Consider the following 13,859-nt stretch of genomic DNA (forward strand, 5'->3'; position numbering starts at 1 on the left):
CACGGCTCCGGCCGTCGCCAAGGCCGAGCCGGTCAAGCCGGCGGTGAAGCCGGTCGCCAAGCCGGTGACGCCCCTCGGGGAAGAAGACCCCTGGTACATGCAGACCTGGGCCTGGGCTTCCGGCGCCGGCGTTGCGGTGCTCGGCCTCCTCTTCGCCCTGCGTAGCCGCAGCCGCAAGCCGGTGGTTGCCCCGCCCTCCAGCAGCGGTTCGCTGGCCGACCACTTCGGCACCGTGCCGCCGATCGGCAACACCGGCGCGGACCCCGATCAGGACGAGCTGCTCGATCAGCTTGCCGAGCATCCGGACGACATCGGCCTGCACCTGGAGCTGGTGAGCCTCTACTACAGCCGCCGCGACGTGGATCACTTCGAGGCTGCCGCCGAGGCCATGTACGCGCATATCTCCGATCCACAGCAGTCGGAATGGCAGGATGTGTTGCACATGGGCGAGGACCTGGTGCCCGAGCATCCGCTGTTTGCCCATGGCGCCTCGCCCGTGCATTTGGGGGAGGCAGCGGCTGCGGCGGATCACTTCGATCTCGGCAGTTTTGCGGCCACGCGCGACGACGACGAGCTGCCGCCGATCCCGCCAACTCCGGTGCGTCATCCCAAGGTCAGCGAATACCATTTCGATTTCGACCTGACGCCGCACCCCGCGCCGACGCATGCCAGCGCCCCGGCCGCAGCAGCGGCTCAGGCCGCCACTGTCGAGAGCGACGTCGAGGAAGAGTTCGAGAACCACGGCAGCTCGACCTGGCAGTTTGCCGAGCCGGTTGAAGAGCCCGCCTCGCAGGACATGCATCACGAGCTGGGCCAGTTCAGCGATGATCCGGTGGACACCAAGCTCGATCTCGCCCGCGCGTACCTCGACATGGGCGATCCGGACGGCGCCCAGGCGATGCTGGACGAGGTGATGCACGAAGGCACGCAGATGCAGAAGGACGTGGCCAAGCGCCTCCTCGAAAGCATCCGCTGAGCCTGAATTTCAGGTGTTTCGATTCCACTCGGGCCGGCCTTGCCGGCCCGAGTTCGTTGGAGGCCTGCTAACCTGTCGGCTTCCGGTTTCACCCAGATCCCTCATGCGCATCGCCCTTGGCATCGAATACGACGGCACCGAGTTCTCCGGCTGGCAGCGCCTGAGCCACGGCGACACGGTCCAGGGCGCGCTGGAGCACGCGTTGTCGTTCGTCGCCGCCCACCCGGTGGAGGTGACCTGCGCGGGGCGCACCGATGCCGGCGTGCATGGGCGCTGCCAGGTCGTGCATTTCGATACCGAGGTCCAGCGCGACATGCGGGGCTGGGTGCTGGGCGCCTGTTCCAACCTGCCAGGCAGCGTGGCTGTACTGTGGGCGCAGCCGGTCCATGGAGATTTCCACGCGCGTTTTTCCGCGCGTAGCCGGCGCTATCGCTATCGCATCCTCAATCGCCCGGTGCGCGCCGCGCTCGAGGCGCGCTACGTGACGTGGGAGCGCCACCCGCTGGACGCCGCGCGCATGCACGAGGCCGCGCAGGTGCTGATCGGTGAACATGACTTCAGCGCGTTTCGCGCGGTGTCGTGCCAGGCCGCGCACGCGAGGCGCGAGGTGCTGGCGGTGAGCGTGAGGCGCGAGGACGAGCAGGTGATCGTCGAGATCGAGGCCAACGCCTTCCTGCACCACATGGTCCGCAACATCGTCGGTTCGCTGCTTCCGATCGGCCGCGGCGAACAGCCGGTGGCATGGATGGGCGAGTTGCTGGCCGGACGCAATCGCGAGGTGGCCGGGCCAACCGCGCCTTCCTCCGGTCTGACCTTCCTCGGTCCCCGCTACGAGGCGCGCTGGGGACTTCCCGCCGAGGTGAGCCAATGACCCGCATCAAGTGCTGCGGCATGACCCGTGTCGAGGACGCGCTGCTGGCCGCGAAGCTTGGCGCGGATGCGATCGGCCTGGTGTTTACCGCGCGCAGCAAGCGTCGCGTCACCCTGGCGCAGGCCCGCGCCATCGCCAGCGCTCTGCCGCCGTTCGTCGGCATCGTCGCCCTGTTCATGGATGACGACGCCGAACTGGTGCACGAAGTAATCGAGGCCGTGCAGCCGGACTTGCTGCAATTCCACGGCGAGGAGCCGGACAACTGGTGCGCCCAGTTCGGCCGGCGTTTCCTCAAGGCCATCGCCATGGGCGAGGGCAGGGCCGCGCTCCACAAGCTGCGGCGCTATCCCTCGGCGGCGGGGCTGTTGCTGGATGGACATGGGCTGGGCGAGGCGGGTGGTAGCGGCAAGGCTTTCGACTGGTCGCTGATGCCGACCGATCTCGCGCAGCCGTTGATTCTGGCAGGTGGCCTGACGCCGACGAACGTGGCCGAGGCCATCCGTGTGGCGCATCCGTGGGCGGTGGATGTGGCGAGCGGCATCGAATCGGCGCCCGGCATCAAGGACCCGCAAAAGCTGGCCGACTTCATTCACGCCGTCCGCCAGGCCGGCTGATTCCGCTGCAGGACCGCACCCTGTGCGCGGCCACGTCGATGCGAAGTCGGCGCGCCATCCCTAAGTCGCGTGCGCGTTGGGCTCCTACACCAAGACGCCAGCACTGCTAGCATGCCCTGAGGTCTGTTCCGTCACCTCAGGTTTTGCATGCCCGCCCCCATTGAAGAGTTCCGATACGACGGCCAGGCCGATGCGCTCGAGCAGATCCTTGGCGCCGAGCGTCCGTTGGTCATCCGCGGGCTGGTGCGGCACTGGCCGCTGGTGGCTGCCGCCAATGTGTCCAACCAGGCGTTCGCCGATGCAGTGACGGCGATCGACAACGGGACGGTGGTCGATGCCTTGCTGATGCCGCCGGAGGCCGAGGGCATCGTCGGATACCGTGGCGAGGCAGAGGCGTTCAATTTCAGCCATCACCGCGTGTCGGTGACGCAGGGCTTGCAGCGTCTGCTTCAATTTGCCGGTCAGGACGATGCGCCGGGCATCGCGCTGCAGAGCGCGCCAGTGGCCCATTGCATGCCTGCCTTCCTGGACAGCCACGTCTTGCCGCTGCTCGATGCCGCCATCAAGCCGCGCCTGTGGATCGGCAACCGCGTGACGACGCCGGCGCATTTCGACGAATACCACAACATCGCCTGCGTGGCCTGCGGCGCGCGTCGCTTCACCTTGTTCCCGCCGGAGCAGGTGCGCAACCTGTACATCGGCCCGCTCGATTTCGCGCCGACAGGCGCGGCGATCAGCATGGCGCGTCTCGACCGGCTGGATGATCCGCGCTTCCCGCGCCTGAAGACCGCGATGGAACATGCCCTGGTGGCGGAGCTGGCGCCTGGCGACGCGATCTACATGCCGCCCATGTGGTGGCACCACGTGGCCTCGCTGGGCCCGCTCAACGCGCTGGTGAATTACTGGTGGAAGCCTTCGCAAGGCGAGGGCCTGGTGCCCAACACCCGGCTGGGTGGGCTGTTGCACGCCGTCCTGTTGTTCAAGTCGCTGCCTCCCGCCGAGCGCGCGGCGTGGCGCGAGCTGTTCGACCACTATGTCTTCGGCGACGAAGATCCGGCCGCGCACATCCCCGAGGCGCGCCGCGGCTGGCTGGGCAAGCTGGATGCCGCGCAGTCGGCCAAGCTGCTGGAACGGATTCGTCAGTACCTATGATCGCGCCCGGTGTTTTCCACAGCACGTGTGGATGCGCGTGGGAAAAGCCTGTGGACAGATGCGCTATCTGCTTGATGGCAAAGACGTCGCGACGCGTTGGCGCGTGAATGCGCAGTGGTGAGGCAAGACAGGATCGCGTACCTGGCGCGCTCCTGCGGTGCGTCGCTTCTTGTGGAGGAGCGCGCCCTGTATGCGACCTGCCGTTGCATCGCATGTTGTCCACAGCGAGTGTGGATGCGCGCGAGGAAAGCCTGTGGATAGATGGGCTATCCGCTTGATGGCAAAGACGTCGCGACACATTGGCGCGTGAATGCGCAGAGGTGAGGCAAGACAGGGTCGCGTACTTGGTGCGCTCCTGCGGTGCATCGCTTCTCGTGCAGTAGCGCCCGAGATGTGCGACCTGATCAGGCTCACGCCTCACTGACGCCGCCAGGCGTCCATGCCTTCTCCTGCGACATGGCCAGCGTAGCCTCAACGATCCGTTGAAGCCGGCGCCGCGCTCCTCCTATGAGGCGTAGAGCGGGTAGAGCGTAGACTCCTCCCGCCGGATGCGTTCCATCAGCACACGGCCCACGCGGGCCAATTCCTCGAGAAATGACGTTGCCAGATCAGGCTGCTGCGCGAGGTTCTGGTATTTGTGAATGAAGCCGGCCAACGCCTTGCCGATACCGTCCATTTCGCGGCGGAATTCGTGGACCAAGGCATAGCTGGTTGGGTCTTGCGCGAACTCGTGCTCGAGGTAGATGTACAGGCGCACGTTCTCGGTGAGCAGGTGGCTCTGCAACTGCACCCGGAACTGTTCCAGGCGCTCGGTGGCGCCCGCGAGATTGCCCTGGATGGCTGCCGTCCGGATGGAGCCGAAGGTATGCAGCAGCGCCTGATGCTCGGTAGTCAGTTGCGGGACCAACCCCGGGTGATAGCGGATGCGTGTGCCGGGCGCCGTGTCCCTGGTCGGCTTCGCCGGCGCCGCAGCGGTGGCGGCGGTCGGTGTTGCGGATTGGCCGAAGAGCTTGCGCATGAACGACATGGTTCCCCCTCCCTGTCCCTTGCTGCCGCGCGAGCGCAGAAGCCCGTTTCGTGTCTTCGGCGATTGTGGGACCCGTCACGAGGCCATGCCCTAATCGGGATCAAGCCCCTGGGCTGTTGTGCGCATGCCTTCGCAGGTGTGCAGCGCGGATGGGCGCGCGGGTCGTAACGGGCGTCGAGTCAGATCCGCGGTCGCGTACGGCTTTCGCGGGCGGCTTGGGCCCGATCATTCCGCCTGCCGCTACTGCGCAAACTCGGCCTTCAACCAGGCAACCAGCGGTTCGAGGCGCGGATCGGACCGGCGCACCGATGTGGCCAGCACCCATTGCGCGGACACCTCGTGGAATCCCCAGGGCGCCACCAGCCGTCCCGAGGCGAGGTCGTTGGCGACGAGCGGCTCCGGTGCGATGGCGATGCCCCGGCCGGCGACGGTCGCCTCGATCAGGTGGTACAGGTGGGGAAAGCCCGGGCCAGGTTCGAGGTCATCCGGATCGATGCCTGCGCTGGATGCCCAGCGGGCCCAGGCATCAGGCCGCGACAAGGTATGCAGGAGCGTTTGCCCGCGAAGCGCCGGGCGATCGCTTGCGAGGCCATGGGACTGCGCATAACCAGGACTGACCACGGGGCCGATGCGTTCCGCGGCCAGGGGGTGGATTCGCCAACCCGGCGGCCATGGCGCTTCGCCCGCCAGCACGGCGGCATCGAGCCCTTCCAGGCCGTCGTTGAGCGGCGCCTCCTGTGGTCGCAGGTGCAGCGACAACTCGGGCAGTTCGGCCATCAGGCGCTCCAGCCGGGGAATCATCCAGCGCGCCAGCAGGCTGACCGGACAACCCAGCACGAAAGGCGCGTGACCCGCCTCCGGCCGCAGCGACTCCACCGTGTCGCGCAACTGGGCGAAAGCCGCCGTGCTGGCGTCCCGCAGACGCTGCCCGGCAGCGGTGAGCGCCAGGCCCCGCCCCTGGCGCTGGAACAGGGCCAGGTCCAGCTCTTCCTCCAGTGAGCGTATGTGTCGACTCACGGCCCCGTGGGTGACATGCAGTTCGGCCGCCGCCTTGCTGACGCTGCCCAGACGGGCTGCGGCTTCGAAAGCGTGCAGGGCATTCAGGGAGGGCAGGGGGCGGCTCATGGGATAGGTGAGTTTTCGTGACAGGTTCCGCCAATCATATTGCTTTTTGCGAGGGGTGCTTTGGGGTAGGGTGGCGATTGCCTTCCCCGCACGAGTCCCCCATGAGCACGATCACCGATTTCAGCGCCTACCCCGACGAACACGGGCGTTTCGGCGCATATGGCGGCAGCTACGTGGCCGAGACGCTGATGGCGCCCCTGGCCGAGCTGACCGAAACCTACCTGCGCCTGCGCCAGGATCCCGACTTTCTGGCGGAGCTGGACCGTGACCTGAAGTACTACGTCGGACGCCCCAGCCCGGTCTACTACGCCGAGGGGTTGTCCCGGCACGTGGGCGGCGCGCGCATCCTGCTCAAGCGCGAGGATCTCAATCACACCGGCGCGCACAAGATCAACAACACCATCGGCCAGGCGCTGGTGGCCAAACGCATGGGCAAGCCGCGCATCATCGCGGAGACCGGCGCGGGCCAGCACGGCGTGGCCAGCGCGACGGTCGCTGCCCGCTTCGGCCTGAAGTGCGTGGTGTACATGGGCGCCGTGGACATCGAGCGGCAGAAGATCAACGTCTACCGCATGAAGCTGCTCGGCGCCGAGGTGGTGCCGGTGACCTCGGGCTCGAAGACGCTCAAGGATGCGCTCAACGAAGCAATGCGCGACTGGGTCACCAACGTGGCCGATACGTTCTACATCATCGGCACCGTAGCGGGCCCGCATCCCTATCCGCTGATGGTCCGTGACTTCAACGCCATCGTCGGGCGCGAAGCGCGCGAGCAGGTGCAGGAGCAGTTCGGCCGCCTGCCCGACGCGATCACCGCATGCGTGGGTGGCGGGTCCAACGCGATTGGCCTGTTCCATGCGTTCCTGAATGATCGCGGCGTGCGCATCGTCGGCGCCGAGGCGGCTGGCCTGGGGCTCGGCACCGGCCATCATGCGGCGTCGCTGGCGGCCGGTCGCCCGGGCGTGCTGCATGGCAACCGCACCTACGTGCTATGCGACGACAACGGCCAGATCACGGAAACCCACTCGGTCTCCGCTGGGCTCGACTATCCCGGCGTAGGCCCCGAGCACGCGTTCCTGAAGGACGTGGGCCGCGCGGAATACGTCGGCGTCACCGATGACGAGGCGCTGGAGGCTTTCCATCTGCTCGCGCGTACCGAGGGCATCCTCGCCGCGCTGGAGTCGAGCCACGCCGTGGCGCAGGCGATCAAGCTGGCCCGCGAATATCCGAAGGACGGCCTGGTGCTGTGCAACCTGTCCGGCCGCGGCGACAAGGACGTGCACACGATTGCCGCCCGTGAAGGAGTGCAGGTATGAGCCGCATCGATCGCCGCTTCGCCCAGCTGAAAACCTCCGGCCGCTCTGGCCTGATTTCGTTCATCACCGCTGGTGATCCGTCGCCCGCGCACACCGTGGCCTTGATGCACGCGTTGGTCGCTGCAGGCGCCGACGTGATCGAGCTGGGCGTGCCGTTTTCCGACCCGATGGCCGATGGCCCGGTGATCCAGCACGCCAGCGAGCGCGCGATCGCCAGGGGCGTGGGCCTTGGCGACGTGCTGGGCTGGGTGGCCGAGTTCCGCCAGCGCGATGCCGACACGCCGGTGGTGTTGATGGGCTACCTCAATCCGATCGAAATCCACGGCTATGCCCGTTTTGCCGCCGAGGCGGCGCAGGCGGGCGTGGACGGCGTGCTGGTGGTCGACTGCCCGCTTGAGGAGTCGGCGGTGCTGCAGCCGCTGCGCGACGCGGGGTTGCAGCAGATCCTGCTGGCGGCGCCCACCACCGCACCCGCGCGTATGGTGGAGTTGTGCGGGTCAGCCCGGGGTTTCCTGTACTATGTCTCGTTCGCCGGCATCACTGGCGCCGCACGATTGAGCACCAGCGACATCGCCGCCCGAGTGGCTGATGTCCGCGCGCAGTCGAACGCGCCGGTGGCCGTGGGATTCGGTGTGCGTGATGCGCAAACGGCCAAGGCCATTGCGGGTTTCGCAGATGCGGTAGTGATCGGCAGTGCGCTGGTGGAGCGTCTGGCGGGTGCGGAAGATGTCGAGGACATCGTCGCGCGCGCCAAGGACTTCCTGGCGCCGATCCGCAAGGCGCTCGATGCCTGAACTTGCTCCCTCGCCCCTTGGGGAGAGGGTTGGGGTGAGGGGGCGGGGCTTGCGGCCGACGTTCAATGTGCAGGCTTTGAACTCCAAGAAAAGGGGTGTCAAGGCTGGACCGAGGCAAGATTGGCCCCTCACCCCAACCCTCTCCCCAGAGGGGAGAGGGAGACGAGTTTCGAGGTTGAGTTGATATGAACTGGCTCCAGAAAATCATGACTCCCCGCGTGCGCCCGGAAGCCACCGGCAGCGCCGGCAAGGGCAAGGTGCCGGAAGGCGTGTGGGAGAAGTGCGGTGGTTGCGGCACGGTGCTGTACCGGCCCGAGCTCGAGCGCAACCTGATGGTGTGCCCCAAGTGCGCCCATCACCACACCATCGAGGCGCGCGCACGCCTGGCCGCTTTCCTGGACCCGGGTTCGACGCAGGAGTTGTGGGCCAGCATGGAGCCGAGCGATCCGCTCAAGTTCCGTGACTCCAAGAAGTACCGCGACCGCATCGTTTCGGCGCAGAAGTCCACCGGTGAGAAGGACGCGATGGTGGCCATGAGCGGTCGCCTGAAGGGTCGTCCGCTGATGACCGTGGCGTTCGAGTTCTCCTACATGGGCGGCTCCATGGGCTCGGTGGTGGGCGAGAAGTTCACCCGCGCCGCCGAGCGCGCGCTGGCCGACCGCAGCGCGCTGGTGTGCTTCTCCGCCACCGGCGGCGCGCGCATGCAGGAATCGCTGTTCTCGCTAATGCAGATGGCCAAGACGTCGGCGGCGCTGGCCCGCATGCGCGACGCCGGTGTGCCCTACATCAGCGTGCTGACCCATCCGACCACCGGCGGCGTGTCGGCCAGCCTTGGCATGCTGGGCGACATCAACGTGGCCGAGCCGAAGGCTCTGATCGGTTTCGCCGGTCCGCGAGTGATCGAGCAGACCGTGCGCGAGACCTTGCCGGAAGGCTTCCAGCGCTCGGAATTCCTGGTCGAGCATGGCGCGATTGACCTGATCGTCGATCGCCGCGAAATGCGCGACAAGCTGGCCGACCTGCTGGGCATCCTGCAGAAGGCGCCGCGCGTGGCCTAATCGCGCAGCGGAGGCTTTGATGGAAAAACAGCGCCGCATCGGCGCTGTTTTTTTATGTCCGGCGTTTTCCACAGCAAGTGTGGATGCACGTGGGAAAAGCCTGTGGACAGATGCGCTATCCCGTTGAAGGGAAAGGCGGCGCGACACATTGATGCGTGAATGTGCAGCGGTGGAGCAGGGTTCGATCGCGCTCAGCGTGCATTCCTGCAGTGCGCCGCCTTTTCCTTTGCAGAAGCGCACCCAGTGCGCGAGGCGTCGCAACGCTGCACGTTTTCCACAGCGAATGTGGATGCGAGCAGGCAAAGCCTGTGGATAGGTGTGCTATGCCATTGATGGCAATGGCGCCGTGACGCGCTGATGCGCAAATGCGCAGCGGCGCCAGATGCAGTCGCGCGCTTGGGCTGGGACAGCCGGGCTTACGCCACGAGCGAGTGCAACGGCAGCAGCCACAGCGACAACGCGCCCAGCGCGCTGCCGATGGCCGTCGCGGCGATGACGTCGCTGGGATAGTGCAGGCCAAGGATCACGCGCGAGGCGCCGACCAGCGAGGTGAAAGTGAGCAGTAGCGGCGCCAGCATCGGATACCAGGCCACCGCCACCACGGTGAAGCTCACCGCCTGCAGCGTATGCCCCGATGGGAAGCTGAACTCGTCCAGTGGCGGCACGTGGGCGATGACGCCGGGGCAGGCGCGGAAGGGGCGCGGCCGGCGCGTCCAGCGCTTGAGCAGGCGGTAGAGCAGCAGCGCGGTGAGTCCCGTCAGCGCCATCTGGGTGGCGGCGACCAGGCCGCGACGGCCGTCGACCAGGGCCAGAACCAGCATCAGCGAGTACCAGAACACGCCGTCGCCGAGCCGGCTGATGATGCCGAAGAACACGCCCACGGCGCGGCGGGTGCCCCAGCGGTTGGCCGCCACGCACATGCGACGGTCGATGGCGAAACGCGGTCCGGCGGGAAGGTCAGGCGTGTGCAGCGGTGGCATGGTGCTCATGCGCATTCTCCTGGGCCAGTTCACGCAACAGGTTTTCGAACTCGCGGATGACGGCTTCCGGCGAAAGATTGGCGATGCTGGCGTGCGCGGCGCGCCCCATGTGGCGGATCAGGCTGGCGTTGCTGGCCAGCGTGGTGGCGGCCTCGATGAAGGCTTTCTCGTCGCCCGGTTCGATGCGGTAGCCGTTGTGGCCGCTGCGCAGGTGTTCGCGCGCTGCGCCTTCCTCGTAAGCCACTACCGGCAATCCCGCGGCAAGCGCCTCGAGGATCACGTTGCCGAAGGTCTCGCTGAGGCTGGGGAAGGGAAACAGGTCCGCGCTGGCGTAGTGGCGGGCCAGCGCGTCGCCGCGCTGCATGCCGGCGAAGATGAAATCGGGATTGGCCGCCTGCAGTGCAGCGCGAGCCGGGCCATCGCCGACCCACACGTAGCGGGCCTTGGGAACCTGCTGCTGGATGGCGCGGAAGGTGCGCACGGCAAGGTCGAGATTCTTCTCCGGCGCAATGCGCCCGACGTACAGCACCACCGGCGTATTGCCATCGACGCCCCAGGTCTCGCGCAGTTCGGCGTTGCGGTGTCGCGGATGGAACAGCTGCGTGTCGACTGCGCGGCGCAGCAGGCGTGCAGTGTCCACGCCAAGCGTCGACAGTTCGCCGGCAAGCGCGGCAGTGGGCACCAGCGTGGCGGCGGCCCGACGATGGAAGCGCCGCAGATAGCCGCGCACGATCGGAGTGAGGAAGCCCACGCCATAGTGGTTCGCGTAGGTATCGAAGCGGGTATGGAAGCCGGTGGCGGTGGGAATGCCCAAGTGCTGTGCGGCGCGCACCGCCGACCAGCCGAGCGGACCTTCGGTGGCCACGTAGATCGCGTCCGGGCGCAAGCGGGTCCAGCGTTCGCGCAGCGCGCCACCGGCGGGCAGGCCGAAGCGCAGGCCTGGATAGCGCGGCAGGGAGGCGCCGCGCACTTCCAGGCTGGCGATGCCGGGTTCGTCGGTGAAGGGCTGTCGCTGGCGGGGGCGAATCAGGTCGACCGTATGGCCCTGTGACGCCAGGCCGGCGGCGAGGCTGTGCACGGTCAGTGCCACGCCGTTGATTTCGGGTGGATAGGTTTCGCTGACGATGCCGATGCGCACTTGTAAATACCGTTGGCTGGCCCTGTGCAGGTTCCTCTGGTGGCGTTGCGGGGCCGTGGCGTATCCATGACGCCTGCATGACGGCGGAACAGGCGCCTGGCGGCCCAAGTCCGGCGAATCTCGGGGGAGTACACTGACCGGACTCACTACCGCGGAGACACGCCGATGAAACGCATGCTGCTCGCATTCGCGCTGGCCACTCTCGCTGGCAGCACTTTCGCTGCCGATTCGCCCAGCCTTCCGAGCACCAAGGCCCCCGCCGGCGCCGAGGTCTACATCATTTCGCCCCAGGATGGCGCGACGGTCGGCCAGGAGGTCACCGTGGAGTTCGGCCTCAAGGGCATGGGCGTCGCGCCGGCCGGCGTGGACAAGGCAGGTACCGGGCATCACCATCTGCTGGTCGACGTGAAGGACCTGCCAGCCGCGGGCCAGCCGATCCCGAAGGACGAACACCATCTGCACTTCGGCAACGGCCAGACCGAGACTGTCGTCAAGCTCTCGCCGGGCAAGCACACGCTGCAACTGGAACTGGGCGACGAGAACCACGTGCCGTTCGATCCGCCGGTGGTTTCCAAGGTCGTCACCGTCAACGTGAAGTGACGGGGTTCGCCTGGGCGGCACGGCCGCCCAGGTGCATGTCGACGTGCCCCGGGTCTCGCGGCTCGGCGGGGAGGTGGTATCCCTGTGCCGCCTTGCAGTGACCGGATCCCGGACCAAGGCGCGAATCGGCTAAAATCGCGCCTTTCGGCTTTCAAGACCGCACGTCCATGACCGTCCGCACCCGCTTTGCTCCCAGTCCCACCGGTTTCCTGCACATCGGCGGCGCCCGCACGGCGCTTTACTGCTGGCTGGAGGCGCGTCGCCGCGGCGGCCAGTTCGTGCTGCGCATCGAAGACACCGATCGCGAGCGCTCCACCCACGAAGCCGTGCAGGCGATCCTCGATGGCATGCACTGGCTGGGCCTTAGCCACGACGAGGGCCCGATCTACCAGACCGATCGCCTTGAGCGCTACAAGCAGGTCGCCGACGAGCTGCTGAAGGCTGGCAAGGCGTATTACGCCTACGAGTCCAAGGACGAGATCGAGGCCATGCGCAACGAGGCGATGGCCAAGGGCGAGAAGCCCCGCTACAACGGCTACTACCGCGACCGCAACGAGCCGTACCGCGACGACCCGAACCGCGTGATCCGCTTCAAGAATCCGCTGGAAGGCTCGGTGGTGTTCGACGACAAGGTGAAGGGCCGCATCGAGTGGGCCAACACCGAGCTCGACGACCTGGTGATCTTCCGTTCGGACGGCTGGCCCACCTATAACTTCGCCGTGGTTGTGGACGACATCGACATGGGCATCACCGAAGTGATCCGCGGTGACGACCACGTCAACAACACGCCGCGCCAGATCAACATCTACAAGGCGCTGGGCGCGCCGGTACCTGAGTTCGCGCACCTGCCGATGATCCTTGGTCCCGACGGGCAGAAGCTCAGCAAGCGCCACGGCGCGGTGAGCGTGATGCAGTACCGCGACGACGGCTTCCTGCCGCACGCGCTGCTCAACTACCTGGTGCGCCTGGGCTGGTCGCATGGCGACCAGGAAATCTTCTCGGAAGAGGAGATGGTCCGCCTGTTCGATGTGGCCGACGTCAACAAGGCTGCCTCGCGCTTTGACGTCACCAAGCTGTCGTGGCTCAACCAGCATTACCTCAAGAGCGAAGAGCCGAGCGTCATCGCGCCGGAGTTCGAGTGGCACCTCACGCAGGCTGGCATCGATTTCAGCAAGGGCCCGAATCCCGCCGACGTGATCGTCGCGCTGCGCGACCGCGTGCAGACGCTGAAGGAAATGGCCGAGCGCGCCAAGATCTGGTACGGCCCCATCGTCGAATGGGACGACAAGGCCGTGGCCAAGCATCTCCAGAACGACAGCGCCGTTGCGGTGCTGGAAGCTGCCAAGAGTCTGTTGGCCGAGGTGGAGTGGAAGCCCGAGCCGATCCATGGCGTGATCGAGCACGTGGCGACCAAGCTGGAGCTTGGCATGGGCAAGATCGCCCAGCCGCTGCGCGTGGCGATGACGGGCACACAGGTGTCGCCGTCGATCGATCACACGATTTATCTGGCGGGGCGTGAGGTAGCGATCAAGCGCATTGAGGATGCGGTGGCGAAGGCGAAGGGCTGAGCGTGCTGTCCCTGCGCTAGGTTGTCGTTGCACGCGGGCGTGCCGTTCACCATCGCGATGGTCCGCCCCAAATCATCATCCCTGCGAACGCTAGGTGGAGCGAGGCGCGTGTCGTGCCTGCACCCTTCCTAGCTCGTCATCCCTGCGAAAGCAGGGATCCAGCGACTTTGCTCTTCGCTTTTGAATGAGCGACTCCGAGAGCTTGCTCGCCTGCGGCGGGCTTCCGCTGCCCTGCCGGGCAGCGGGTCACTTTTCTCTGAGTGGCCAGAGAAAAGTAACCACCGAGATGGTGGCAATGCCAAAAGAGAGGCCACCCCGATGACGCGCCTTCCGGGCCGGCGGCCCGGAAGGTTCGCGGGCGGGTTACGGGGTTTGTCGACAGGGCGTCCTGCCCTGACGACAAACTGGCCGGCATCCCTGCCGGCCACCCTTCGGGCTATTCCTCCACCCACCCGCTCGCGCCATAGGGGAGGGGAGGTCAAAAGCCGCAGCGAAGAGCGAAGAGCCAAGCGCCAAGCGCCAAGCGCCAAGCGCGAAATCGTCTCCCTAGGAGCCATGGGGTTTTGCGAAGCGAGGTGCCGCGAAGCGGCACGAGCCGTCACCCATACCCCTGTGAGGCGGTGAGGGGTGGACGATCAGGCCC

13 protein-coding genes are annotated in these 13,859 nt (G+C 66.8%); 9 read left to right on the top strand and 4 right to left on the bottom strand.

Annotation, left to right across the window (positions count from 1 at the left end):
• From DVT68_RS13975 to DVT68_RS13990, 4 genes are all read left to right on the top strand, one after another.
• Nucleotides 1-976, top strand: a 976-nt coding sequence (locus DVT68_RS13975) for a motility hub landmark protein FimV (protein WP_325050434.1), incomplete at its 5' end; no start/stop codon positions are given.
• A 103-nt stretch (nt 977-1,079) separates the two neighbouring features.
• Nucleotides 1,080-1,847 (top strand): tRNA pseudouridine(38-40) synthase TruA, encoded by a 768-nt coding sequence (gene truA / locus DVT68_RS13980; RefSeq protein WP_114825699.1) that lies wholly within the window; start codon nt 1,080-1,082, stop codon nt 1,845-1,847.
• On the top strand, nt 1,844-2,461 hold the full coding sequence (locus DVT68_RS13985; RefSeq protein WP_114825700.1) for a phosphoribosylanthranilate isomerase: 618 nt from the start codon (nt 1,844-1,846) through the stop codon (nt 2,459-2,461). The genes truA and DVT68_RS13985 overlap by 4 nt, the downstream gene beginning before the upstream one ends.
• A gap of 147 nt (nt 2,462-2,608) precedes the next feature.
• Nucleotides 2,609-3,613 carry a cupin-like domain-containing protein gene (locus DVT68_RS13990; protein ID WP_114825701.1) on the top strand — a complete coding sequence of 335 codons (1,005 nt, stop codon included), beginning with the start codon at nt 2,609-2,611 and terminating at the stop codon, nt 3,611-3,613.
• A 505-nt stretch (nt 3,614-4,118) separates the two neighbouring features.
• Here DVT68_RS13990 and DVT68_RS13995 read toward each other — a convergent pair.
• Together DVT68_RS13995 and DVT68_RS14000 are read right to left on the bottom strand one after the other, a co-directional pair.
• Nucleotides 4,119-4,640 carry a hemerythrin domain-containing protein gene (locus DVT68_RS13995; RefSeq protein ID WP_114825702.1) on the bottom strand — a complete coding sequence of 174 codons (522 nt, stop codon included), beginning with the start codon at nt 4,638-4,640 and terminating at the stop codon, nt 4,119-4,121.
• Nucleotides 4,641-4,880: 240 nt separating this feature from the next.
• Complete coding sequence (locus tag DVT68_RS14000; RefSeq protein ID WP_114825703.1) at nt 4,881-5,765, bottom strand: LysR substrate-binding domain-containing protein; 885 nt, start codon at nt 5,763-5,765, stop codon at nt 4,881-4,883.
• Nucleotides 5,766-5,866: 101 nt separating this feature from the next.
• Here DVT68_RS14000 and trpB point away from each other — a divergent pair, with 101 nt between their 5' ends.
• From trpB to accD, 3 genes are all read left to right on the top strand, one after another.
• Entirely contained in the window at nt 5,867-7,078 is a 1,212-nt protein-coding gene (gene trpB / locus DVT68_RS14005; RefSeq protein WP_114825704.1) for a tryptophan synthase subunit beta, read from the top strand.
• On the top strand, nt 7,075-7,872 hold the full coding sequence (gene trpA, locus DVT68_RS14010) for a tryptophan synthase subunit alpha (protein ID WP_114825705.1): 798 nt from the start codon (nt 7,075-7,077) through the stop codon (nt 7,870-7,872). The genes trpB and trpA overlap by 4 nt, the downstream gene beginning before the upstream one ends.
• Before the next feature lie 185 nt (nt 7,873-8,057).
• Complete coding sequence (gene accD / locus DVT68_RS14015; RefSeq protein ID WP_114825706.1) at nt 8,058-8,930, top strand: acetyl-CoA carboxylase, carboxyltransferase subunit beta; 873 nt, start codon at nt 8,058-8,060, stop codon at nt 8,928-8,930.
• Between the two features lie 416 nt (nt 8,931-9,346).
• On the opposite strand, the gene DVT68_RS14020 is transcribed toward accD, so the two are convergent.
• The gene (locus tag DVT68_RS14020; protein WP_114825707.1) at nt 9,347-9,919 is read right to left on the bottom strand and encodes a phosphatase PAP2 family protein; all 573 of its coding nucleotides are present in this window, start codon (nt 9,917-9,919) and stop codon (nt 9,347-9,349) included.
• Nucleotides 9,888-11,048, bottom strand: coding sequence for a glycosyltransferase family 4 protein (locus DVT68_RS14025; protein ID WP_114825708.1), 1,161 nt, complete (start codon nt 11,046-11,048; stop codon nt 9,888-9,890). Before DVT68_RS14025 ends, DVT68_RS14020 begins: the two co-directional genes overlap by 32 nt.
• A gap of 165 nt (nt 11,049-11,213) precedes the next feature.
• Between DVT68_RS14025 and DVT68_RS14030 the strand changes: the two genes are divergently transcribed.
• Both DVT68_RS14030 and gltX read left to right on the top strand, forming a co-directional pair.
• On the top strand, nt 11,214-11,648 hold the full coding sequence (locus DVT68_RS14030; RefSeq protein WP_114825709.1) for a DUF4399 domain-containing protein: 435 nt from the start codon (nt 11,214-11,216) through the stop codon (nt 11,646-11,648).
• Nucleotides 11,649-11,815: 167 nt separating this feature from the next.
• Nucleotides 11,816-13,216 carry a glutamate--tRNA ligase gene (gltX, locus tag DVT68_RS14035; protein WP_114825710.1) on the top strand — a complete coding sequence of 467 codons (1,401 nt, stop codon included), beginning with the start codon at nt 11,816-11,818 and terminating at the stop codon, nt 13,214-13,216.
• Nucleotides 13,217-13,859 lie beyond the last annotated feature (643 nt).

The sequence above is a fragment of the Dyella solisilvae genome (assembly GCF_003351225.1).
Taxonomy (GTDB): domain Bacteria; phylum Pseudomonadota; class Gammaproteobacteria; order Xanthomonadales; family Rhodanobacteraceae; genus Dyella; species Dyella solisilvae.